We start from the raw sequence: 24,561 nt of genomic DNA on the forward strand, positions 1-24,561 counted from the left end.
AGCCCAAGTACGTCTTCGCCGCCATCGACGCCGGCTGCGCCGCGGTCCGGGTCAACCCGGGCAACATCAAGCAGTTCGACGACAAGGTCAAGGAGGCCGGTGCGGGAGGCGTACCGGAGGGCCAGGGAGACTCCGGCCCGGCTGGGTACGCCCCCGTTCCTGGCGGCGCCCGAGCTGCCGGACCCGCTCCCGCCCGAGATGGCGGGGCCTCCGGCGGCGGTGCCGGCGCTGCGGGTGCTGGTCCTCGGCTCCGGACGCGGATACGTACGGCGGCTGCACGCCGACCGGTACGGGCAGCTTTCGCTCCCCGGCACACCGCTGCTGCTGCTGTCGCACGCCCTGCCGCGCGCGGTGTCCCGCACTTTGAAGCGGATCCCGCCGGTGCATCCGCCCGCGCCCTCGGTGGACGGCATGCGGCCGCTCTTCGCGGAAGAGGACGAGGCCGTCCCCGCAGGACTGAGCGAGGCCGACCCGGACGAGGGCGTGCCGACCGCGGCCCCCGCCGCCCGGGAGATGCGGCGCGCGGCACCGAAGACCAGCGAGGCGTCGGCCGGGCCCACCCCCGTTCCGGCCGGCGTCTCGCTGCCCACCCCGCGGCCGACGACGCGGGCCACCGCCGGCCCGGAGACGCACCCGGCCCCCGGGACCCCGGCCGGCCAGGACCCCGGGCGCGCGCACCCTCCCGCGCCGGCGCCCCTGCGCGGCGGGCCGGAGCGCCCGCCGGAGGCCGGCACCGACGGCCCGGTACCACCCGTCATCTGGGCCGGCTCCGACCCCGACCCGGGAGCCTGGTCCGGGCTGGCCGCCGACCCCGGCGGACCGGACGGGCCCGACGGACCGGGCGGTCCCGGACCCCACGAGCCGGGCGGAGAGCCGGGCGAGGAGCCCGATCCGGATGCCGGGGTGCCCTCCGCCCCGTCCCCACGACACCGCTGAAAGCCACCGCAAGGAGTGCCGTGAGACTCACCCTCTCCACCGTCGACGCCCGGGGCCACCGCGCGGACCACCTGCTGGACCTCCCCGAGGGCGCCGACCTCGCCGCCCTCGGGGAGGCGCTGGGATCCGCCGAGCTGTATCTCGGGAGCAGCCCGCTCCACCCCGACCTCCCCGTGCGGGGCAGCGGGCTGCGCGAGGGCTCGGTGGTCGGCCTGGGCGTCCCGGTGCCCTCCCCCGCCGGGGCGTCCGAGGCGTGGCGACCGCCCGCCTCCGACCCCGTCCTCGTCGAGATCCGGCACGTCGGCGGACCGGGCGCGGGCAGGGTCTGGCGGCTCGGCCCCGGAGACCACGAGGCCGGTACCGACCGCGGCTGCGTCCTGTGCCTGGACGGCGGCGGGGCGCCCGCGCGGGGCACCTGGATCACGGTGGGCACCGACGGGCGGGTGACCCTGCGGCTCGCCCCCGACGCGGACGCCGAGTGCGGGCTGCGCAGTCTCACCCCGCCCCCGCCGGTCGACCCGACCACCGGCACCCCGCTCACCGCCGAGGAGCCCGCCGGCCCGCAGGACGGCGGCCCCGGCGGTCACACGCCGGAGCCCGCCCCGCCGGGCCCCGAAGGCCACCCCGTCCTGCCGCCGCTGCCGCCCGTCGGGAAGCTGCCGGTGCCGGACGACGGCTCCGTCGAGTGGCCCGAGTACGCCGACCTGTCCCTGGGCGACCATCTGCTGCGCCTGAGCCGGCCCTTCGAGGCGGACGCGGCCGTGAACCGGGCCGCCGACGGCGTGGGCATCGAGTACAACCGGCCACCGCGGATCGTCCCGCACCTGGACACCGAGTCGATGACCATGCAGGGCCCGCCCGCCGACAACACCAAGCGGCCCTTCCCGTTCCTGATGATGATCTCGCCGCTGATCATGGGCCTGGTCATGATGTTCCTCTTCCGCAGCCTGTACTTCGTCGTCTTCATCCTGCTGACGCCGCTGATGGCCGTCGGCAACTGGGTCTCCGGCCGGCGCACAGGGCGCAAGCAGTACGAGGAGAACCTCCGGATCTATCTGGTCCGCCGCTCCTGGACGGAGCTGGAGATGCGTCAGGCGACCATCGACGAGCGAAAGCTGCGGGCCGACACCTTCCCCGACCCGGCCTCGGTGCTGCTGACCGCCTCCGGCCCCGGCAAGGGACTGTGGCAGCGGCGGCGCCGCGACCCCGACCACCTCACCCTGCGCGTCGGCACCCTGACCCGGCCCTCGCTCAAACGCATCGACGACGGCGCCCGCGACGCCAACCACCGCCAGGTGCACTGGCGGATCGCCGACGCCCCCTTCGGCATCGAACTGGCCGAGCACGGGGTCGTCGGCATCAGCGGGCCCGGCGCCGCCCCGCGCACCCTGGCCGCCTGGGCCGTCGCCCAGGCGGCCGTCCTGCACAGCCCCCGCGACCTGCGGATCGTCGTCCTCACCGACCGCGAGCACGCGGAGGCCTGGAACTGGGTGCGCTGGCTGCCGCACCTGCGCTCCACCCGCCCCAGCGCCGCCGTCGTCAGCCTCGGCAACGACCCGGAGAGCACCGCGCACCGGGTGAACGAGCTGATCGGCGAGATCCAGAACCGCTCGGACAACAACACCTCCGCCCTGAGTCGTTCGCTCCAGCGGGAACCCGACATCATGGTCGTTCTGGACGGCGCACGCCGGCTCCGCGACGTCCCGGGCGTGGTCCACCTGCTCACCGCCGGGCCCGCCGCCCGGGTGTTCAGCCTCTGCGTCGACGAGCGCGAGCGGCTGCTCCCCGAGGAGTGCACGGCCGTCGTCACCACCACCGGCAACCGGCTGACCGTCCGTACCTCCGGCGTGCCGGCCGTGGAGGACGTCCGGGCCGACCAGGTCGACACACAGTGGTGCGAGGAGGTCGGGCGGGCCCTCGCGCCGCTGCGCGACGTCACCGTCGACAGCGACTCCGGACTGCCGGAGGACGTCCAACTGCTGCCGCTGATCGGCCACGAGCCGCCGGACCCGGCCGCCTTCGTCCGGGCATGGGCCCGCCGGCCCGCCACCAGCTCCTTCGTCGTGGGCTCCGGATACGACGGCCCGCTCACCATCGACCTGGTCCGCGACGGGCCGCACGGCCTGATCGGCGGCACCACCGGCTCCGGCAAGTCCGAGCTGCTCCAGACCATGATCGCCTCGCTGGCCGCCGGCAACCGGCCCGACGAACTCGCTTTCGTCCTGGTCGACTACAAGGGCGGCAGCGCCTTCCGCGAATGCGACCGGCTGCCGCACACCCTCGGCATGATCACCGACCTGGACGGGCACCTGGTCCGCCGGGCCCTGGCCTCCCTCGACGCCGAGCTGCGGCGCCGGGAGATCCTGCTCAACGAGGTGGAGGCCAAGGACCACACCGAGTACCGGGCCAAGCGGTCCCGTGACCCGAAGCTCCCCGCACTGCCCCGACTGCTCATCATCATCGACGAGTTCGCCACCGTGGTGCGCGAACTCCCCGAGTTCGTACCCGGCTTGATCAGCCTCGCCCAACGCGGCCGTTCGCTGGGCCTGCATCTGGTCCTCGCCACCCAGCGGCCCGGCGGATCGGTGAGCAACGAGATCCGTGCCAACACCAACCTGCGGATCTCCCTGCGGGTCACCGACCGCTCCGAGAGCCAGGACATCATCGACGCCCCGGACGCCGCCGGTATCTCGGCGGACCATCCCGGCCGGGCCCTGGTTCGGCGCGGTTCGGCCGCCCCGGCGCCCTTCCAGACGGCCTACGTGGGCGCCGAGCGCGGAGGCGCCGTCCCCGACCCGGCGGCCGTCCCCGACCGTCCACTCCGGCCGATCCGGAGCTCCGAACTGACCTGGCAGCGCCTGGGCAGGCCCCCGGCCCTGCCCGAACACTCCGACGACGACGAGGCGATGCCGGGACCCGCCCCGGAGGAGCTTCCCACCGACTTGAAGGCCTTGGTCGACACCTTGATCGAGGCCACCGGGCGGTTGGAGGACTTCACCCGGCAGCCCAGGCCCTGGCTGCCGCCCCTGGACGAGCGACTCGCCCTGGAGGAGCTGCCCGCGCCCCCGGAGCCCGCGGAGGGCGAGCTCCCGGCGGTCCCGTACGCGCTCCTCGACATCCCCTCACTCCAGCAGCGGCGCCTCGGCGCCATCCAGTGGTCGGCCTTCGGGCACCTCTACGTCATCGGCGCCCCGCGCTCCGGCCGCACCCAGGTGCTGCGCACCATCGCCGGATCCACCGCCCTGTGCATCGACAGCGGCGACCTGCACATGTACGCGATCGACGCGGCCGGCGGCGGCCTCGCGGCACTGGAGGCCCTGCCGCACTGCGGGGGCGTGGTCTCCCGCCACGACACCGAGCGGATGGAGCGGCTGATCAACCGCTTGGTGGCGGAGCTGACGGTCCGTCAACGCCTGCTGTCCCAGCACGATTGCGCGGGCATCAACGAACTGCGCGCCAAGCTGTCCGCGGCCCGACGCCCCGCCCATCTGGTCCTCTTCATCGACGGCTGGGACGCGCTGAGTCAGCTCCTCGACGACTACGACGGCGGCCGGGTCTACTCCGACGTGGTGCGGTTGCTCCGAGAGGGCGTCGCGGCGGGCATCCACGTCATCGCCACCTCCGAACGCGTCCTGCTCGGGGGCCGTCTGGCCGCGCACAACGACAAGCGTCTCGTGCTCCGGCAGACCGACCCCAGCGACTACAACGTCGTCGGCATGGGCCGGGACCGGGTCCCCGCCCACGTGGCACCGGGCCGCGGCTGGCACGCGCCGGGCGGGGTCGAGGCACAGATCGCGCTGCTGCCGACCATCTCGCCCGAGAGGCCCGACCAGGGTGACGCGCTGCGCGCCATCGGCAAGCAGGCCTGGGCGCGGGAGAGCGAGGTGCCCTCGCAGAAGCGGCCGTTCAAGATCGGCGAGATGCCCACCCTGATCGGCTTCCAGGAGGCCGTCGACCAGGTCCCCAAGGCCCAACTGCGCCCGCTCTGGGCGCTGATGGGCGTCGGCGGCGACGCGGTCGGCCCGATCGGCTACGACTTCCAGGAGGGCGGCGGCTCCTTCGTCGTCGCGGGACCGCCCCGGACCGGCCGCAGCACCGCGCTCGCCGCGATGTCCGTCTCCCTGTTGCTCGGCGGCACCCGGCTGATCGTGATCACCCCGCGCGAGTCACAGCTGCGCCGGCTCGCCGCGCACGACCTGGCCCACGTGTTCCGCGAGCCGGACCCCTCCAACGAGGCGCTCACCGAGGCCCTGAACGCCGTCGCGGGACAGCCGGTGGTCGTGGTCGTGGACGACGCGGACCTGCTGCTGGCGGCGGACGCCGACCGCACCCTGCGGCAGGTGGCCACGTCCGGGCGGGACCACATGCAGGGCCTGCTGCTGGCCGGCCTGCCGGAGTCGATGCACTCGCTGGGCTGGGTGGGTACGGCCCGTCGGGCCCGGCGCGGGCTGCTCCTCGGCCCCAAGAGTCCCGGCGAGGGCGACCTCATCGGGTCCCGCATCTCCGGCGACCAGATCCGTACACAGCTGGGGGCTGGACGCGGCTGGACGGCGGGCGAGAGCGGCAGCGCCATCGCCGTGCAGGTGCCGCTGACGGTCCTGGACGCCTGACAACTCGGCACTCCTGACCGCGCGTCGACCGCGAAGGGCCGGGCCGCCCGGCCCGGCCCTTCGCCGTACGTCTCACCCGGGGAGCATCACTTCTGCGCGGCGGCCTCGGCCTGCGCCTTCTTGATCTCCTCGACGATCTGCGAGTCGGACTGCCCCATCGACTCGGCGATCTTCTTGAAGTTGTCCGCGTACGAGGCGATGTTGGCCGCGGAGGTCTTCATCTGCTTGCTGAACTCGTTGTAGGCGTCCCGCATGACGGGGCTCGCCTTCTCGAAGACCAGGCCGTTCTGGAGCAGACCGCTGACGGTGCCCTCCAGCGAGGTCAGCTCGTTCGATATGTCCGTGAGCTTGTTGCCCATGGTGGTACAGCCGTTGAAGATCTCGTCGTAGTCGAATACGACGTCGTCATTGCCGACAGGCATCCTGACAGCCCCTTCTGTTGAGTGTCCCTGCGTCGAACGAGGCGCCAGGCCGTGTCCGACCATTCCCGCCGGGCGGGCGGCGCCCGGCACGACACCTCGCGGCGTTGTCGGATCGCCCGAGTACATCCAGTGCTCGGGCAATCCTCCGCCTTGCGATGCACCGCGCCGGAGACCGCCCGCTGATCCGACGTGAATGGTCAGACATGGCCCAGGGCCGGTCAGTTGCCGCTGCTGTTGACCTTTTCGGCCAGGTCGGCGTCCATGCCCTGGACCGACTCCTTGATCGCCTGGAACTGCTTGGCGTAGCCCTTGATGGACTCCGTCGCCTGCGTCAGGGCGGTGTTGAACTTCTCGTACTGCTGCTGGAGGGCGGGGCTGCTCTTCTCCAGGACGAGGAAGGTGGACAGCAGACTGTCCACCTCCTTCTTGGCCTCCGTCATCCGGGGCACCAGGGTGACGTCGACGCTGGTGTTGAGCATGCCGGCGACCCGGTCGATCTCGGAGTAGGAAAGGCGGATGTTGGCTACCACGAGTGGTTCTCCCTCTGTAGGGCGGTGCTTCGAAAGGTGCTGCGGGCAAAACCGCGGTGCGCGTCACGCGTAGGTGTACGAGTAGTCGTCCTCCTCCTCGACGACCTCCTCCCACTCGGCGGTGGGACCCGAGCGGGTGTACTGGGTGGTCTCGTCGTCCTGGACGACCTTCATCGTCCCGGAGCCGTCGTCGTTGATCACCACCGTCGAGGTGCTGGTCTTGCCGTCGCCGCCGGTGGTGGTCACCGTGTAGTCGCGGGTGTCGTACGGCTTGCCGTCGCCGGGCGGGTCGACCATCTTCGGCGCGCCCTGCTCGTAGGTGGTGGACGTGGTGAACGTCTGCCCGTTGGTCTTGACGGTGGACGTCTCCGTGATGACGTTGTTGTCCTTGTCGAGGACCAGATCGACGTCGACGGAACCAGTCGTCGTCTCGGAGTGGTAATGGGTCGGCGGAGTGTCCGGCGGCTTGGGCGGCGCGTCGCCGGGCTTCAGCGGCGGGTCGTCCGCATCGCGCCACGCCTGGCACCAGCCGGGTGCGTCATCGGCGTTGCAGACCATGCGGATGCTCGCGTCCGGGTTCTTCTCGAAGTAGTCGGAGGCACCGATGCTCTTCAGGAAGTCGTCCCACTCCTTCTTGTCCTGCACCCAGTCGTCGTAAGCCTCCTTCTTGTTCTTCCAGTCCTCCAGCCCGATCGACTTGCCCATGACTCCGGCGCTGCCGCTGATCTGGGAGTCGGCGTCGAAGAACACGTCGGAGACGCTCTTGAAGAGTTCGGCCAGTTCGTTCAGGCCGTCCTTGGCCTTCCCCTGGCGCCTCTTCGAGAAGGAGTAGAAGTAGTTGAACTCCGCCGAGAGATTCGCGTTCCCGAGGATCCTGCGGCGCTCACTGGATTTCGCGTCGCCCAGGCCCTGGTAGGCGCCCTCGCCGGCGCCCGCTCCCGCCTGGGACGCCAGATCACGGAGCTTCGACTGGACCTCGTGGAGCAACCCGTAGTCGATGGCGAAGTCCGAGGTGATGTCGGCCACGGCCACCTCCTTCCTGCTCGTACCTTGCTTCGACCACGCTCCGGACCCCGCTTCGGTTCAACCGGGCCGCGGATTGGACGGCGGCAGCCTTGAACCTGACGGGTGGCCCGTGCGTGGTCGGGAAGAGGACACGACGCCGGACGACGGAGGGGGTGGCCGGGCATGGCCCGTCCCACTGACTGGAGTGCGCTGGGACTGTCCGAAGACCCGACCCCGGGCGATCCGGACGAGCTCGACCGGGTCATCGTCTCCCAGTACACGCTGATCGAGCTGGCACGGACCATCGACAGCGGGCTGGCGGAGGTCTCCAACAAGGCGTCCGAAGCTTTCAAGGGCAAGACCGCCGACGCCCTGCGCGGCAAGATCGACGGCAGGATCCGGGGCTTCGTCACCACCTTCAAGACCGCCCACGAAGACGTCCGCACCGCCCTGCTCACCTACGTCGGAGTGATGCGCGCCCAACAACGGGTCGCCGACGACGCGCTGACCGCGGCGGCGGCCCTGCCGGAGGACGACACCGAGGGCCGCGAAGCCCACAAGGCGACGGCGAAGTCCGCCGGGGACACCATGGAGACCGCGGCCGACACCGCGGCCACCGCGATCGCGACAGCCGCGGAATCGATCTCCTCGCCGGTGGACGAGTGCGAGGACCTGTGGAAGGCCCTGACCTGGATCGCGATCATCCTGATCATTCCCGCGATCATCGTCGGCGGCCCGATCGCCCTGCTGGCCTTCGGTCTGAACCTCGCCATCATGATCAAGACGGCGATCGACTTCTCCCGCGGCGACGCGAGCCTGACCGAACTGCTGCTGTCGATCGTGGGAGTGCTCGCGCCGACCACCAAGGGCCTGAACATCGGGCAGGCGTGGAAATCCATCAAGGGATTCGGCGCACAGGGCATCAAGGGCACCAAGAACCTGGTCCTGGGCGGCCCGAACTCCTTCGGTCTCTTCGGGCGGCTGGGCCTGGGCATCGACGACACGTTCAGCGCCACGAGTTCCTGGCTCAAGGGCGGCCTGGGCGACGCGATCAAGTTCAACAAGATCAAGGGGCTGGAGGGCGTCACCCTCCTGGGCGGCGGCTCCGGCAAGGGTTTCCAGTTCTTCCCGCTCGGCGTGCAGCTCGGGGTCATCAACACCATCGGCGCCAAGGGCTTCTTCGGGCTGCACAGCGTGATCGTCGGCCTGAACGGCATCAAAATGGGCGCCGGAGCGATCGCCAACGGCCTCTCCGGTGTCAAGGGACTACGGCTCTTCCTGCCAGTGGCCGCCGACGAGATGGGCCAGGGCCTCTTCCTGGCCTTCAAGATCGGCTTCATCGACCGCGGCGTCTTCGGCATGTACAGGTACGGGGCGTTCGTCAACGGTTCCTTCATCGGCGCGGGCAGCAAGGCGTCCGGGGTCGGAGCGGGCGTCTCCAACTTCTTCGACGCGGGCAACGGCGCCGGCATGGGCCTGGTCAAGGCCGGTGACTTCCACTTCGCTCCCGGCACCTTCGGCAACATCGGCGGCCCCGGCGGGCTCTCCGCTCCCGGCGGCCTGGTACCGCCCGGCCGGTTCGCCGCACCGCCCCCCGGCATCTCGCTGTCGATGCCGGCCGATCTCTCGATCCACCTCGGCGAACAGGGCGGCTTCGCCAACCTCGGCCAGATCAACCTGCCCTCCATCGACGCCCGTCTCGCCGATCTGCCCTCCCTCGGAACGACCGGCGACCAGGCACTGCCCACCCTCGGCGCCGTCACCCGGATCGACCTGCCCGGCGGTCTCGCGGGCCTCCCCAGCCTCGAAAACCTCCCGCAGACCATGCCGGCCCTCGGCCAGGTCAGCCTGCCCCAACTCGGCTTCTCACCGACCCACATGCCGTCGATGACGCTCGACACCCCGTCCGTCGACGGCGGTCTCGCGGGCCTCCCGAGCCTCGAGAACCTCCCGCAGACGATGCCCGCACTCGGCCAGGTCAACATCCCCCAACTCGGCTTCTCCCCTTCCCCCGTGCCATCGATGACGCTGGGCACCCCCTCCGTCGACGGCAACCTCGCCGGGCTCGGCCAGGTCACCGTGAACGCTCCCTCGCTGCCCGCGCTCGGACACATCAACGTGCCCTCCCTGGGCACCGCCGGTGCGGGCCACCTCGGCCTCATCCGCACCGACATGCCCTCGGTCCACGCTCAGATCGTGGACCTTCCGTCGGTGGGCAGTGCGGCTGGCCCCATGGGGCAGATCCAGCTCGGCAGCGTGAACGTGGCGTCGCTCGGCCTGAGCACGCCCCACTTCTCCGCGACGCAGATCAACACCGCGCTGAGTGGCGACTTCGCCTCCCCGATCCTGAGCCCCGCCCTCGGCGACGCAGTCGCCCCGCACGCCGACACCCACCTCGGCCAGATCGAGCTGCCCGGCACCGGCACGGTCCTGGGCCACACCGACCTGCCGAACGTGAACCTGGCCACGGGACACGTGGACACCCCGGACGCGCACACCGGCCTGATCGACACGGACCTGCCCACCAGCCACGCCGGGGCCGTGCAACTGCCGGGACTCGGCCAGAACGATCTGGCGCTGACCGTCCCGCCGCCCACCGCGCACCTGGCTCCCGGCGCCCTCTCCGCCCCGGGCGTCAACGGCAGGCTCGTGGACATCCCGACCGTGCTGCCCGGCAACAGTCAGTCGATCACCACGCCGAACACCGCACCCCTGCTCAACAGTTCGGCACTCACCCCGCCGAGCAGCCAGTTCTTCGCCGGCCTGATCGCGGCGATGAACCGCGAACCCCTCACCGTCTTCATGGCCCCCCACCTCACCTACGACTTCCATCACACCTTCACCCACCTCCCGCAGATGCCCGCCGGTGTCCAGGTCCAGGTCACCCCCGGCACGGCCGGGCAGCTGGTGGACGTCCACGTGACGACCCCGGCCGGCACACCGGGGTCGGTGACCGCCACCCACGTTCCCGTGAACGGCCAGGACGTGCTGCGCGTCGAGCACACCCAGCTGGACGGGACGATCCAGCGCCTCGACTTCGAGCTGAGCGCTGCCAACGACCACCAGCTGCTGGACAGCCGGACCATCACCCCCGCCCGGGTCACCGGCGAGGACATCGAGATGGAGACCTTCCGGCCGGACACCGTCGCCGGCTCCTCGGGAGCCGGGGGCGTCGGGGGCGGGGGCCTCGGGAGCGCCGGCAGCACGGTGCCGCTGCCCACCCCCGTCGTGCACGTGGTGCCGCTACCGGGCCTGACGGGCACCAACGTCACCATCCGGACCGATGCCACCGGCCAGATCACGCACGCCCATCCGGTGGCCGGGGGTGCGCCGGTCACCGTCCAGCACCTCGCCGGGAGCGGCCCCGGCGGCGTCGACATCGTCCGCGTCGAGCAGACCGTCACCGCGGGCGCCGAGATCCGCCGCTGGGAGTTCACCGCCGACCTGACCGGCAACCGGCTCGTCGCCGACGAGCGGGTCTTCCCGCTCAACGACGGCGCCCTGGGCGGCGGCGTCATCAGCGTCGACCTCACCGCCGGTGTCCCCACCGTCCGCCACCTGGACGGCACCGGCGCCGTGCGGGCCACCGGCGGGCGGCCCATCCTGATCAGCCCGACCTCCCTCACCATCCCCTCCGCCCACGGCTTCCACCTCTACGACCCCACCACCGGCCTGCAGACCCACACCGGTCTCACCCTGGTCGACGCCCACGGCGCCCCGACCCCCCTGCACGTCCTCACCCCGCACACCCCGCCCGGCGGCGGGGCCGTACCGCCGCTCCGGCTCACGGGCGCCGACGGGGCGACCCCGCTCGGCACGGTCACCGTCCCCGCCCACGGGGGCGGCGTGTTCCACGTACGGCCCACACCGGCTCCCGGCGCCGCTGCCGTCCCGCACCTCAGCGTCCACCGGGCCGACGGCACCTTCACGCACCACGCCCTGCCGGTCCCGGCCGTCACCCTGGCAGGGGGAGCGGGCCCGGCCTTCGTCCGCCTCCCGGACAGCGCCGGCGGGCTGCCCTCGCTCGTCCACGCGGACGGTACGGGCGTCCCCGGGGCCACCGTGCACCCGCAGGGGGCCAACGGCTCGCTGGGCTTCCGGATCGACCAGAACGGACAGCACCTCGTCGTCAGCCCGGCCGGTGCGCACACCCACAGCGCGGTCTCCCTCCAGGGCCCGGGCGTCCCGGCCGCCGGCCAGTTCGTGTTCAGCCCTCCCGGCACCCCCCACACGCCCCTCGCGCGGCTGCACGACCAAAGCGGCGCCCCCGGCGCCCCGGTGGCGTGGGTGGACGGCACCTACCACGTCGCCCTGGGCGGCAACCGGTTCTCCGTCCACACCCCGAACGGCGCCTACGCGCACCAGGCCCTCGCCGTGGGCGGGCTGACCGTCGCCCCGCCCGGCGGCACCTTCCTGCGGGCCGACCCGGTCAACCCGGGCGGCTCCCTGCTGACGCGGGGCGACGGCACCCCCGTCCCCGGCGCCCAGGTCCACCCCCAGGTCGGCGGAGACTTCCGCATCACCCACAACAACCAGCACATCACCGTCAGCCCCACCGGTGCCCACACCCACGACACCGTCACCCTCCAGGGCCCGGGGGCCGGCCAGTACGTCTTCACTCCGGTCGCCACCCCGAACGTGCCCGTCGGGCACCCGCGGGCCGGCAACGGGGCCGTCGACACCACCGTCACCGTTCAGCGGACCGGCGGCGAGTTCCGCCTCACCGACGGCCACGGCACCGTGAACGTGTTCGACCCCGCGACCGGCGCCCACCTCCGCACCGACGTCCCCGTCAGCGGCGGCACGGCACTCGACGGCCACTTCGTCCGGACCGACGCGGCCGGGACCGTCACCGTCGTACGCGCCGACCTGAGCGCCGCCCCCAGCCTGCGGGCCACCCCGCAGCCGGGCACGGCGGGCGGCGGCTTCCGCCTCGACCAGGGCAGCACGCATCTGGTGGTCGACCCCCGGGGCGCCCACACCCACACCGCCGTCGAGCTCCGGGCCCCGGGCACCGCGGGCGGCACCGGGCAGTACGTCTTCCACCCCGCGGCGCCCGGCGGCGCGGGCCCGCACCCGCAGGTCAAGGACGGCACGGGCGCCGACCTGCCGGACACCGTCACCGTCCGCCCGGACGGCAGCCTCCAGGTCACCGGCGCCGGGACGATCCGCGTCCACGACGCCACCGACGGGGCCTTCCGCTTCAGTCTCCTACGCCTCGTCGACGCGGCCGGCACCCACCTGCCGGAGACCGTACGGGTGTACGGCGCGGGCGGAATCCGCCTCCTGGACCAGCACCAGGACGTGGTCGACGGGTCCGTGGTCACCGTCCGGCCGGGCGGCGGGTTCCGGGTCGAGAAGGCGACCGGCGAGTTCTCCCTGTACGGCGCGGGAGGCCGCCTGGACTTCCGGGCCGTCCCGGTCGCGGGCGGCGTACCCAACACCCTCACCGTCACCCCGACGGCCGGCACCGCGTTCACCGTCGTCCCGCTCGGCGACGCCGTGAAGCTCTCCGACGCGGGCCTGTCCCGGTTCGTCGACATCACCCCGGGCGGTCCGCGGGTCCTCGACGGCCACCTCACCGTCGTGCCGGGCCACACCGTCGCCCCCACGGCGGCCGGCGGCTGGCGCGTCGACCCGCCGGGCAACCTCCGGCTGGGCGAGTTCACGGAGTACGCCGCCGACGGCACGCTCACCCTCCAGCGGATCAACATCGTGACCAAGGGGCGGATCAAGGCCAACAACCACCTGGAGCTCTACCACGTGGCCACCGGCGGCGCCGGCGGCAACCCGGCCGGCACCTGGAAGCTGATCCGTACCGACGGCGCGGGCCTCCCGCTCCCCGGGGTGGGCGGCAAGTGGTTCCACAACGGCCTGATCACCACCAAAGGCATCCCCCAGGGCCGGATCCACCTCACCACCCACTCCGGCGTCACCGTCTTCGAGGCGCGGCCGCTGCCCGGCGGGAACACCCTCCACTCCTTCCAGTCCAGCGCCAGCGCCGAGGTCTCCACCTTCTCGTTGGGCAACCAGCGCGGCGAATGGCACGAGATCGACCCCCAGGGCACGCTCGTACGCAACGGCGACCGGCACTGGGGCGAGAGCGGCCGCAGCTGGTGGGACTCGACCGGCACCAGCGGGGTCGACCGGGTCCTGCACTTCCAGCAACTCCCCGACGGCGGCCACGTCCTGGGCACCCTCGACCGCAACGTCTTCCACCAGAGCACGGGTCACGGCACCTGGTTCCGCTTCGACGCCGACTTCCATATGATCGCCCAGGGCACCCGCGCCTACGGGCCGGGCCTCGGCCGCGGCTTCACCGACACGATGGATCACCCGCTCACCGGCCAGAGCTTCGTCGTCCACGAGAAGTTCGGCCGCTTTCAGACCGACCCCCATGACGTACGCAGGCTCTTCCAACGGGAGATGGGCGCCGACGGAGTGCCCAAGACCACCTCGGTGTCGCTCTCCGCACCCGGCAAGGAGATCGACAGCCTCAGGCAGCTGGAGAACAACGGCGGGCTCCTGGAGGTCCGCAGGGTGGCCGAGCAGCGCCCGCCGAACTGGTTCCGCTACCTCATCAGCAGCGAGTACCGCACGACGGACCTCGGCCCGTTCCCCTGGCTGAAGTCCGACAACTTGCCGCAGCTCAACGAATGGCGGGTCCGGCCTACGCCCGGCGGGGCCGTCGGCGCCCACGGCATCCGGCTGCTCACCCAGAACGCCGCCATCACCGACATCTCCAGCACCGGGCAACTCGTACGCGAGACCCGCAAGCTGTTCCACGGCAACGACCTGACCGTCGGCAACGTCAAGGTGCCCGACGACCCCGCGGGCGCTCCGGTGAACATTCCCGCCCAGTACCTGCCCTGGTCGGAGGGCGTGGGCAAACCGCAGGGACACCGCACCTTCAACCCCGCCGACTTCCAGGCCCCGGCCGGGGGCGGTGTCCACGTCAACCAGGTCATCTGGCACGACCGGTTCACCACCAACCTGGGCGACGGCGACTGGTTCAGTCCCAACGCCGCCAAGCAGTGGCAGATCGCGCGCACCGGTCTGAACGACGGCACGGTGATCGAGTACCGGCCGATCCCGGCGGTCCGCACCGGCGCCGCAGCGGGCGACGGTGGCGCCACCTTCCGGCAGAACTTCCACATGAACCACGGCGACTGGACACGCTACGACCACCACGGCTTCGTCGTGGCCCGCTCCGACACCTGGCCCGGCGTCCATGGCAGCCCCGACCTGCGGATCACCGCACACGGCCCGGCCACCGGCAGGATGACCTGGGTGAACGCCAACAACCCGCACATCGGCGGCGTCCGCCTGACCGCCCACGGCCGCGACATCAACCGCTACGGCTGGGACCGCGAGTCGTACCAGGACTTCGGCGTCGACGGACGCATGATCCGCGACCACCGCCTCCTCGCCGACGGCACCACCGTCGACTCCTGGCGCGTCAGCCGCGACGCCGCCGGCAACGAGGTCTGGCACTGGAACAAGATCGACGCACACGGCAACATCCAGGTCTTCGGCACCGGCGCCGGCGACCAGGTCCGCCACTGGTTCGACGCGCAGGGCAACGCCCTCCCCGGCTGGGCGGAGGGCGCCCGCTGGTCCGAACACGTCACCAGCCTCGGCACCATGAAGGTCCAGGAGATCCCCGCCAGGCCCAGCGTCGGCGCCTTCCAGAACACCTTCGGCGACGCCCCCTTCCGCGTCCGCGAGTACGTCGCCAACCCGGGCGACACCTTCAACGCCCACGTGTGGAAGGAATTCGACGGCGGCACGGTCGTCCGCCAGAAGAAGGAACTGCTCGACGGGAACTTCCTCGAGAGCGAGAGCTGGCAGAAGCACTGGCGTCTCTACGGGCCGGGCGGCACCAATCTCCTCGCCGAACGGTCCATATCCGGCTGGATCTACGAGACCAACGCTTTTGGCCAACTGAAACTGGTCGGCCGGGAGACCAACTTCATCGACTGGGCCAACCAGTACCGCGGCTACAACCGCATGTGGAAGGACGCCAACCGCTGGGAGTTCGGCGCCAGCGTCGGCGGCGAGTCCGTCTACCGGCCCTACCTCACCAAGGCGATGCAGCAGATCGCCCTCGACGCGGGACACGAGTTCATCGTGGACTTCGCCCTCAGCCTGACCGTCCTCGGTATCGTCGCCCTGGTCACCGGGGCGAAGTTCACCGCCACCGACCTCGCCAAGGCCGCCTTCGGCGCCATGATGGGCTCCGTCGTCAAGAGCTTCGTCTCCGGCCTGCACCACGCCGCCGGCCGAGGCACCCCGTGGAAGAACGGCTGGGGCCACGTCGACTACGGCTACGCCTACCAGCGCCACCCCAGCGACGACGACTGGGGCGGTGAATGGGCGGGCCACGACAAGGTCACCCGCTGGCGCGGCGGCACCTACGACTTCGGCGTCGGCATCGCCACCGGCGTCCTCGGCGGATTCGCCTCCGGAGCAGCCTCCGCCTCGGTCTTCGGCGTGAAGACCGCGAGCGGTCAGCTGATCCACCTGTCCAAGGCGGACGCCGCCGTCGCCGGTCTGATGAGCGCGGTCGGCGGCACCCTCGGCGGGCTCACCGTCGGCGCGGCCCGCAGCATGATCCACCTCAACCTGGCCGGCCGCTGGTACCACCGCGCCGGCATGGTCGACATCTACGTGGCGCCGGCCCTCGGCAAGCTCATCGACAAGTCCTTCTCCGCCTTCTTCACGGGCAGTGCCGTCCGCGGCTGGTTCCAACCCGGCTGGTACGCGGACGCCGGCGCCGGCGGCACCCCCAACACCGACAACCTTCCGCAAGGAGCAGGCACCCCATGACGACCACCACCGCCGGCACCCCACCGCTGCGCGTGGCGGCCAAGGGGTGGGGCGGCCACCGCACCATCGCCTCCGCCCTCGCCGCCGCGCCCGCCGGAGCCGTGATCACCATCGCCCCCGGCGTCTACACCGAGTCCCTGCGCCTGGAGCGGCGGGTGCTGCTGGAGCCGGAGTACGGCTCCGGGACCGTCCACCTGCGCTCACCCGGCGGGCCCGTGCTCGACGTCACCGCCCCCGGCTGCGAGGTGCACGGGCTCGAACTGCGCGGCGGCGATCCCGCCGAGCCCGCCGTGCGGGTCGCCGACGCCGCCGGGCTGACCCTCGCCGAGTGCGACCTCGGCAGGGGCCGGATCGACGTGCTCGGCTCCCGGGACGACACCGGGGCCGCCGCGAACGCCGCCCTCACTTCCGCCGACACCCTGGCCCGGGCGCTGCGCGACCCGGTCGGCGGCGGGGTGCTGCTGGTGCGCGGCAGCCGGCTGCACGACGCCCGGCACGCCGCCGTCCACCTCGAAGGCGACGCCAGGGCCCGGCTGGTGGACACCGCCATCGACACCGTCGACGGGCTCGGAGTGGCTCTCGGCGGCAGCGCCGTACTGCTCGCCGAGCGCCTGCGCGTCAGCGCTACCGCCGGCTCCTCGCTGCGCGCCCGCGGCTCCTCCCGGGTGCTGCTGCGCGACACCCGCCTCAGCGGCCCCGGCCGCCACGGCCTGCTCATCGAGGACGAGGCCGAGGGCCTCCTGGAGGACTGCCGGATCAGCGGTACCGCCCGAGCCGCCGTCCAGGCCGGAGGCTCGGCCACCGTGGGCCTGGCCGACTGCCGTCTCTCCGGGGCCGGGACCGACGCGCTGGCCGTCGGGGGATCGGCCCAGCTCACCGTCCACGGCTGCTGGCTCCTGGACTCGGCCGGCCACGGCATCCTGGTGACCGGTGAGGCCGTGGCCCTGGCCGTGGACACTCTGGTCGCGCGCAGCGGAGCGGCCGCCGTACGCGTCCGTGAACTGGCCCGTGCCTCCCTGAGCGGCTGCCGGATCGGCGTCAGCGGGGAGCACGGGCTGACCGTCACCGACGCCGCCCAAGCCGAACTGGCCGACACCATGCTCTCGGACGCGGCCGTGGCCGGGGTGCACACCGACGGCCGGGCCCGCCTGACGCTCACCGGCGGCCGCGTCGAGCGGGGCGAGACCGGGCTGCGGCTGCGTTCCACCGCTGAGGCATCGGTACGGGGCACCACCGTGAGCGGCCCGAGCAAGGCGGGCGTGGAGCTCGGACCGCACGCCCGTACCACCCTGGAGGGCGTACGGATCGGATCGACCGGCAGCGCCGGTGTGGTCCTCGCCGCCGGAGCCCGGCTGGCCATGGAGGGGTGCACCATCGAGGCGCCCGGCGGCAGCGGGATGGTCGTCTCGACCGGCGCCGAGCCGGCGGTGAGCGGCCTGCGGATCGACCGGGCCGCGAAGAACGGCATCCTGTTCGGGCCCGGCGCGGGCGGCACTTTCGCGTACTCCGACCTGACCGGCGGAAACTTCCCCGCTCTGCACATCGGCGCGAACGCCGACCCCCGGTTCACCGGCTGCCGGGTCCTCGACTGCGGTCAGGACGTCGCCCTGGCCGACGAGGCCGCCCCCGTCTTCGAGGACTGCGTCTCCATCCGGGTCAAGAACCCGCTCCTGCCGGGGGTCACCGCCGCCGGACCCGCTCCCGGCGCCCCGCCCAGGAAGCCCGCCGCCCCGGACGGCGCCGCGGGGGGTACGGGCCCCGCGGGCGGCGCCCGTACCGCCCCGGGGGGCCCCGCAGTGGCCGGCGGTGGCTTCGCCTCCCTGTCCGACCTCTCCGAACTCGGCGAGCCCGAACCGGAGCCGGAGACCCTGGAGGAGTTGCTCGCCGAACTGGACGAGCTGGTCGGGCTCGACGGGGTCAAACAGAACGTCGGCGGCATGGTCAAGCTGATGCAGACCGTCCGGCTGCGCCAGCAGGCCGGGCTCCCCGCGCCGCCGCTCAGCCGCCACCTGGTCTTCGCGGGGAACCCCGGCACCGGCAAGACCACCGTGGCCCGCCTCTACGGCAGGCTGCTGAAGGCCCTCGGCCTGCTGGAGCGCGGGCACCTGGTGGAGGTCGACCGCAGCGCCCTGGTCGGCGAGTACGTGGGTCACACCGGCCCGAAGACCACCGAGTCGTTCAACCGGGCCCGCGGCGGCGTCCTCTTCATCGACGAGGCGTACGCGCTGGTCCCGGCCGGGGTCTCCAACGACTTCGGCCTGGAGGCGGTGGCCACCCTGGTCAAGCTGATGGAGGACCACCGCGACGAGGTCGTCGTCATCGCCGCCGGCTACCCCGGCGACATGGAGCGCTTCGTCTCCTCCAACCCGGGGCTCGCCTCCCGCTTCACCCGCAGCCTGGTCTTCGCCGACTACAGCTCCACCGAGCTGGTCCGCATCGTCGAGCACCACGCGCAGCGCCACCGCTACGAGCTGAGCGACGGTGTCCGCGGAGCGCTCGGCCGGTACTTCGACGCCGTGCCGCGCGACGCCCGCTTCGGCAACGGTCGCACCGCCCGCCAGGTCTTCCAGGCCATGACCGAGCGGCAGGCCATGCGGATCACCGAGCTGACCTCTCCGGTCGAGGCCCAGCTGGTGGTCCTCGACGAACAGGACATGCCGGAACCGGTCCCGCCGGCCTCCTGAGGGCGCGGCGCGGGCGAAGTGGGGTATGCCGCACCGCCGTTCGGGCCGGGGAGCCGGCGTGTGCCGTCGCCGTCCCACATCGGCCCGGCGACCGTGTCCGGGCGGGGCGGGCCTGCCTCGCCCCATCGAAGTCGACGGCCCACCTCACGGGTCGCGTCCGACCGGTCGTGTCTCCTTCGCCGAGTGAGCCCCGGCCGCCACGCTGTATCACGCGGCGGGCGGGGCTTTCGGCTGGAACGCCGGCGCCAGCCCTTTCGGGCCGGCCGACGCAGGTGTCGGCTCTTCCCCAGCTCCGAAAGCAACACCTTGATGATCGGCAAGCCCTTACGCCCGGCGAGGCTCCATCGACATGGCTGCGGCGATGAGCCGTTCGTCCCCGCCCCGGACGGTCAGCAGGCAGAGCCCCACCGGAAGCCCTCACGCGCGGGGGCCGGGCGGCCGGCGCACCACTGCGGCTGTGGGTGCTTCGGATCGAGGGCCGTCGCAGCGTCGAGCAGATCGTCGACGGGTACGGCATCGAGTGCCGGGCCGTCCGTGATCTGTTGGTCGAGTACTTCACCGAGCGAGCGCCCGAGCTCGACCACGTCTCGCTGCGTTCGATCGCCCGCAACCTGCGCCGGTTGTTCTGGCGCGACCTGGAGATCCACCATCCGGGCATCGACTCGCTGCGACTGGCGCCGGACGTCGCGCAGGTGTGGAAGGAACGTCTGGCCCACATTCGTGACGCCGAGGGCCACCCGGTGCGGCCGCGGGTGAACTTCCGCAGCGAGCTGGTATTCGTCCGGGCGTTCTGCCAGGACATCGCCCGCTGGGCAGCCGACGATCCGGCGCGGTGGGCGCCCTGGGTGGCGCCGTGTCCGATCAAGGCGAGCGAGTGTGCGACGAAGAAGTCCAGGTCCCGGGTGAAGTCCCGGATGGACCAGCGGACCAAGACCCAGCTGCTGTTGCTGCCTGCCCTTCTTCGCGTCGTCGACCGGCAGCGCAAGGACGCCGAGGCCCGCATCACCGCAGCTCGCGCGACACCGGCCGGTGGACGGTTCCTCATTGCCGGGGAGGAGTTCGAACGCTGCTGGTCCGGACAGGCCGGCCGCGTCTACGTCACAGAGGTGGCCACCGACAGTCGGCGGAACCTGACGCACGAGGTGTCTGAGCCATCGACCGTCCAGGGGTCGCGTCCGTATGCCCGTTTCCACCATCGAAGTCCTCTCCCGCCACCATGCCCGCATAGCGGACCCGCTGACCGGCGAGCTCGAGGAACCGGCCCGCCTCGCTGAGGTGCTCCAGGCTCTGCCTGATCCGCGCCGGTGCCACGGCCGCCGCTACCGGCTCGGCGCGCTGCCGGCCGTGTGCACCCTTGCCGTCCTCGGTGGCTCCGCGACCTTGGCGGCCATCGCCCGTTTCGTGGCCGGGATGCCTCCAGAGCTGAGGGTCCGTCTGGGCCTGGGAACTGCCGTCCCGCGCGCCTGCACGCTGGGCCATCTGCTCGCCCGGATCGACACTGACGCCCTCGACCAGACTGTCGGTCACTGGCTCGCCGATCAGCTCGAACCCGATGACGGCCTGCGGGCCCTGGCGGTGGACGGCAAGTCCCTGCGGTTCGCGCACCGCCGTACGGACCGCGATCCACCTGCTCGCTGCCGTCGTACACGGCGAGAAAACAGTGATCGCCCAGCGTCAGGTCGACTCCAAGAGCAACGAGATCACCGCGTTCCGGCCGCTATTGGCTCCGCTCCAACTCGCACGCACTGTCGTCACGTTCGACGCCCTGCTGACGCAGACCGAGCACGCCCGCTTTCTCGTCGAGGACAAGAAGGCCCACTACATCGCCGTGGTCAAGGGCAACCACCCCACCTTGCAGGCGACGCTGAAGAAGCTTCCCTGGCGGGACGTCCCCTGCTGGACAAGACTCGCGCCGCCGGCCACGGCCGCGACGAGATCCGCCGGCTCAAGGCCGCAACCGTCACCGGGCTCGCCTTCCCGCACGCGGTACTACGTGAAGCCCGGCGTGGAGGACCTGCGCGCCGCCGCCGTCATGTGGGTCGGGCTCCACGGGCGTTCGGCGGGCGGGTCGGCGCCGGGGCTGCCCGCGCAGGCGAAGGGGCGCGGCCGGTAGGGCCGACCCGGTTCCGTGAGCGATGGTGAGTGATGAGAGGGTCGGGTGGGTGAGCGAGACACTACCGAACACCCTGCAATACCGCTTTGACGGGCCAGAAGACGCGCCGGTCCTGGTGATCGGGTCGTCCCTGGGTACCACATGGCACATGTGGTAAAGGCCGTCCAGCGGTGTCCAGTTGGGCAAGCCAGACGCGTAGTGCCAGGTCAGGGTCTTGTGGTGCGAGGGCGTCCGCCTGGTCCGTGAGAGCTGCGTGAGAGCTGAGCCGCGAAGCAGCCCCACCGGGGTCTGGTGGGGCTTCCTGGAGAGGCGTAGGGCGCGGTGCTGGAGACGTCTGCGTCGACCCTACTGAGGTTTAACTCGTGGTGTCGTTACGCAGATCTGATGGTCAGGCCGGTCTCGGCGAGGCAGCCGTCGATGAGGTTGCTGCGGTACTGGATGTGCCGTAGACCGCTCCGGACCGTGCGGATGAGATGTTCTGGCGTGGAGAAGGCGACGTTGGAAAGCCAGCCGCGACGTAGCAGGGACCAGATGCCTTCGACGGGGTTGAGGTCGGGGGCGTAGGGCGGCAGGTAGAGGATGGTCAGCCAGTCACGGGAGTCGGCGAACTCCCGGAGGCCTGCGGCTTTGTGGACGTTGAGGTTGTCCCAGATGGGGACGATCGGGCCGCCGAGTTGTTGGTGGGCTGCGACCAGCAGGTCGCGGTAGTCGCGCCAGGAGAGGCTTTTGCGCCCGTCACGGTTGCCGTCGTCCCGTCGCGGCCGGTAGATCAGCCGGGATCGGTGGCCGGGTTTGTAGCAGGTCAGCGCGGCGATCGATATCCGTCTGCGTGAGCGGCCGCGGACCCGCACCACCGGGGTCCGCCCGCGCTGGGACCGGGTCCTGGCTTGCGACGGCGTCATGGAGAAGCCGGCTTCGTCCTCGAAGACCAGCCAGGCTCCACGGGCCGCCGCTAGCCTTCCGCGCGGGGCCACACCTCCTTGACCCACCCGGCCACTGCGTCGTCGTCCCGCTCCATGGCACGACGGGCCGGGACCTGGCAGGACCAGCCGTTGCGCACCAACAGCTTGCGGACGCCCTGAATCGTGTACGTGAGGTGGAAGCGCCGTCCGATCACCGTCTTCACACGATTCAGAGTCCAGCGTTGGTCCTCCCAGCCGTGCGCGGCCGGCCCTTTGGCCAGCTCGGACTCCAGCTGAGCGAACTGCTTCTCACTCAGTCGCGGCAGCGACGCGGGCCCCTGCGACCACAAGGATCGCGGGCCGCCCTCGGCCCACGTGTGACGCCACCGCTGCACCGATCGGACACTGACCCGCAGATCCCTGGCGATCGCCGTACTGCCCTCGCCCCGAGCGAACCGCTCAGCTGCCTGGAGCCGTAACTCCTCGCGCTTGCAGTGCCGTTCAGCGGTCAACCCGCCACCCTGTGGATACCTCATCCTCCCGTGACATCGCAGGCAGACACCCCTCGTCAGCCCTTATGACTTCACGAGTTCGATCTCAGTAACGGGCTGACCCGCGATTGATCTTGCGGTGTGCTGTCTGGGAGTTCGGCAATCGCTGGTCGGCTCGTCACTCGTACCGGTACTTCAGCGAGTCCGCTTCCGCCTGCTCGATGTCAGCGATCGTAAGCTCGGGCATCCGCAGCTGGGCCAGTGTCACCTCGGCCGAGGTCGGCTGGGCGTCCGCCGACAGCCACTGCTCCGGCTTCCAGGCTCCGCTGCGCAGGAGCGACTTGGGGCAGTGCGGGTAGACCTCCTCGATCCCCAGCACCAGCGCACTGGCCGGCGGTTTGCCCACGGCGGTCAGCTGCGACAACAGCTCCGGGCGGGTGGAGACGCAGGCCCGGCCGTTCACCCTGAGCGTCGTGGTACGCCCCGGGATGAGGAACAGCAGCCCGGCCCGTCCGGTGGCGATGACGTTCTGCAGGGTGTCCAGACGCTTGTTGCCGGTGGCGTCCGGTATCGCCACCGTCCGTGCATCCAAGACGGCGACGAACCCGGCGGGGCCGCCGCGCGGGGAGACGTCACAGTTGCCCTCGGCGTCTGCGCTGGCGACTAGGACCAGTGACGAGCAGCCGATCAACCACCGCGCCTGTGCGGTGAGTTCGGTCATCTGCTTGCGCACGGCCGCGTTGTTGGGGAGTTCGTAGGTCTGGCGCAGCGTCTCCTGATCGGGCACGGCGTCGAGGCGGAGCGAGTCGAAGACGCTGGAGGCAAGGGGTGTCGTCATGCCTCCGACCCTAATGGGCCGACCTGAGATTGATCTTGGTCGGTGAGTGTGGGGACATAGAGACAGCCTCGCGAGTTGTCTGGCGTGTGAAGATCAGACAGGCCCGCGCGGCCATGTCCCAACCTGCCTTCTGCGGACTGTCGCGCCAGCATCTGGGCGACTTGATCGCAGAACTCGCCCCGCGTTGGGTGGCGCGCTGTGAGTCCGGGCGCCATAAGCGACGTGAGGGCGACCGTCGGCGGGAGGCCGGGGCCGGGCCGAAGTACGAACTGGTCTTCACCGAACGGCTTTTGGTGACACTGGTTCATCTCCGGACTGGGCTCACTCACGAGGCGTTGGGCGTGCTCTACGAGGTGGGCTCTTCCACGATCGGCCGGGCGATCCAGGAGGTTCGCCCGCTGCTGGCGGACCGTGGGTTCGCCGTCCCCGAACGGCCCGGCATCCGGCTGCGGACCCTGGAGGACGTGTTCGCCTATGCCGCAGCCGAGGGCGTTACATTGCGGATCGACGGGATGGAGACCCAGGTGCGCCGCCCACACGCAGGCCGTCCCCGCCGGCGGGCCTTCGTCTCCGGCAAGCGCAGGCAGAACACTGTCAAGACCACCACGATCAGCGACGGTCAGGGCCGCACCCTGTGGTCCGGGGCCCAGCGCCCAGGCCGGATGCACGACCAGACCGCCGTGCGCACCGAGGGCATCGCCGAGCAGTTCCGCCGGCACCCAGGCGTGAAGGCTGAGGTCGACGACGGCTACCGTGGCCTGGCCAACGAGTTCCCCGACCAGGTCAGTGCCCCGCCCAAGAAGCCGAAGGACATGAACGATGGGCCCGTCACCGAACGGTACGGCTGGCGCGAGATGAAACGCCGCCAGTCCTCCCGCCGGATCTGCGTCGAGCACGCCAACGCCGAAGTCCGGCAGTGGCGTCCGCTCCAGCGGTACATCGGCCACCGCGAGACCTATGGCGAGACTCACCTCGCCATCGCCGCTTTGGTCTCCGACCGCGCCGCCAAGCGGCCCACTCGGCACAAGCCGAGCACCGAACTGGTGCACGTCCGCACCGCGGCCTGCTGAATCGCCAGCCAGCCGAACCCTCAGACGAACACGCCCCAAGATCAATCGCGGGTCAGCCCGTAAGGGAAGCCAACCGTCAGGCGGAACTGGACCGGCTCACCTCCGCTCGCGCGGAGAGGACGGCGCAGACC

At 71.6% G+C, this 24,561-nt stretch carries 12 protein-coding genes, 1 pseudogene and 1 CRISPR repeat array (1 of these 14 only partly in view); of the genes and pseudogenes, 8 read left to right on the forward strand and 5 right to left on the reverse strand.

Annotation, left to right across the window (positions count from 1 at the left end; genetic code table 11):
* The first annotated feature begins 99 nt into the window (after nucleotides 1-99).
* Nucleotides 100-936, forward strand: coding sequence for a hypothetical protein (locus ACWD3D_RS07315; RefSeq protein ID WP_451459942.1), 837 nt, complete (start codon nucleotides 100-102; stop codon nucleotides 934-936).
* A gap of 20 nt (nucleotides 937-956) precedes the next feature.
* Nucleotides 957-5,546, forward strand: a complete 4,590-nt coding sequence (locus ACWD3D_RS07320) for an FtsK/SpoIIIE domain-containing protein (RefSeq protein ID WP_451459943.1) — start codon at nucleotides 957-959, stop codon at nucleotides 5,544-5,546.
* Between the two features lie 86 nt (nucleotides 5,547-5,632).
* Here the strand turns inward: ACWD3D_RS07320 and ACWD3D_RS07325 are convergent, their stop codons facing one another.
* The 3 genes from ACWD3D_RS07325 to ACWD3D_RS07335 form a co-directional block, all read right to left on the reverse strand.
* The gene (locus ACWD3D_RS07325; RefSeq protein ID WP_275493665.1) at nucleotides 5,633-5,968 is read right to left on the reverse strand and encodes a hypothetical protein; all 336 of its coding nucleotides are present in this window, start codon (nucleotides 5,966-5,968) and stop codon (nucleotides 5,633-5,635) included.
* Nucleotides 5,969-6,186: 218 nt separating this feature from the next.
* Nucleotides 6,187-6,498, reverse strand: a complete 312-nt coding sequence (locus tag ACWD3D_RS07330; protein WP_266712148.1) for a hypothetical protein — start codon at nucleotides 6,496-6,498, stop codon at nucleotides 6,187-6,189.
* 63 nt (nucleotides 6,499-6,561) lie between these two features.
* A complete protein-coding gene (locus ACWD3D_RS07335) occupies nucleotides 6,562-7,524 on the reverse strand; it encodes a serine/arginine repetitive matrix protein 2 (protein ID WP_451459944.1) in 963 nt (320 codons plus the stop codon).
* Nucleotides 7,525-7,686: 162 nt separating this feature from the next.
* Here ACWD3D_RS07335 and ACWD3D_RS07340 point away from each other — a divergent pair, with 162 nt between their 5' ends.
* The 5 genes and pseudogenes from ACWD3D_RS07340 (at nucleotide 7,687) to ACWD3D_RS07360 (ending at nucleotide 21,129) form a co-directional block, all read left to right on the forward strand.
* On the forward strand, nucleotides 7,687-16,332 hold the full coding sequence (locus ACWD3D_RS07340) for a hypothetical protein (protein ID WP_451459945.1): 8,646 nt from the start codon (nucleotides 7,687-7,689) through the stop codon (nucleotides 16,330-16,332).
* The gene (locus ACWD3D_RS07345; protein WP_451459946.1) at nucleotides 16,329-19,016 is read left to right on the forward strand and encodes a right-handed parallel beta-helix repeat-containing protein; all 2,688 of its coding nucleotides are present in this window, start codon (nucleotides 16,329-16,331) and stop codon (nucleotides 19,014-19,016) included. The genes ACWD3D_RS07340 and ACWD3D_RS07345 overlap by 4 nt, the downstream gene beginning before the upstream one ends.
* A gap of 461 nt (nucleotides 19,017-19,477) precedes the next feature.
* The gene (locus tag ACWD3D_RS07350) at nucleotides 19,478-20,290 is read left to right on the forward strand and encodes a hypothetical protein (RefSeq protein ID WP_451459947.1); all 813 of its coding nucleotides are present in this window, start codon (nucleotides 19,478-19,480) and stop codon (nucleotides 20,288-20,290) included.
* Nucleotides 20,196-20,537: pseudogene (locus ACWD3D_RS07355) on the forward strand (transposase family protein); the annotation flags it as partial. The gene ACWD3D_RS07350 and the pseudogene ACWD3D_RS07355, both read left to right, overlap by 95 nt.
* Before the next feature lie 31 nt (nucleotides 20,538-20,568).
* Nucleotides 20,569-21,129: a transposase gene (locus tag ACWD3D_RS07360; RefSeq protein WP_451459948.1), complete on the forward strand. Its 561-nt coding sequence runs from the start codon at nucleotides 20,569-20,571 to the stop codon at nucleotides 21,127-21,129.
* A 371-nt stretch (nucleotides 21,130-21,500) separates the two neighbouring features.
* Here ACWD3D_RS07360 and ACWD3D_RS07365 read toward each other — a convergent pair.
* Nucleotides 21,501-22,567 (reverse strand): IS630 family transposase gene (locus ACWD3D_RS07365; protein ID WP_451459949.1). Its coding sequence is split into 2 segments (ribosomal slippage): nucleotides 21,501-22,121 and nucleotides 22,124-22,567, totalling 1,065 coding nucleotides; the frame shifts between segments, so codons are not numbered across the junction.
* A 133-nt stretch (nucleotides 22,568-22,700) separates the two neighbouring features.
* A complete protein-coding gene (locus ACWD3D_RS07370) occupies nucleotides 22,701-23,360 on the reverse strand; it encodes an MSMEG_1061 family FMN-dependent PPOX-type flavoprotein (protein ID WP_451459950.1) in 660 nt (219 codons plus the stop codon).
* A 113-nt stretch (nucleotides 23,361-23,473) separates the two neighbouring features.
* Here ACWD3D_RS07370 and ACWD3D_RS07375 point away from each other — a divergent pair, with 113 nt between their 5' ends.
* Nucleotides 23,474-24,430 (forward strand): transposase family protein, encoded by a 957-nt coding sequence (locus tag ACWD3D_RS07375; protein WP_451459951.1) that lies wholly within the window; start codon nucleotides 23,474-23,476, stop codon nucleotides 24,428-24,430.
* A 92-nt stretch (nucleotides 24,431-24,522) separates the two neighbouring features.
* A CRISPR array of direct repeats spans nucleotides 24,523-24,561; the repeat unit is 29 nt; it runs 295 nt beyond the window's last position.

Source organism: Streptomyces sp. NPDC002690, assembly GCF_053592415.1.

Excerpts from the sequence above, each read along its gene's own strand:
- ACWD3D_RS07325 (WP_275493665.1), bottom strand. The coding sequence starts at position 5,968 with ATGCCTGTCGGCAATGACGACGTCGTATTCGACTACGACGAGATCTTC.
- ACWD3D_RS07340 (WP_451459945.1), top strand. The coding sequence starts at position 7,687 with ATGGCCCGTCCCACTGACTGGAGTGCGCTGGGACTGTCCGAAGACCCG.
- ACWD3D_RS07345 (WP_451459946.1), top strand. The coding sequence starts at position 16,329 with ATGACGACCACCACCGCCGGCACCCCACCGCTGCGCGTGGCGGCCAAG.
- ACWD3D_RS07360 (WP_451459948.1), top strand. The coding sequence starts at position 20,569 with ATGACGGCCTGCGGGCCCTGGCGGTGGACGGCAAGTCCCTGCGGTTCG.
- ACWD3D_RS07370 (WP_451459950.1), bottom strand. The coding sequence starts at position 23,360 with ATGACGACACCCCTTGCCTCCAGCGTCTTCGACTCGCTCCGCCTCGAC.
- ACWD3D_RS07375 (WP_451459951.1), top strand. The coding sequence starts at position 23,474 with ATGTCCCAACCTGCCTTCTGCGGACTGTCGCGCCAGCATCTGGGCGAC.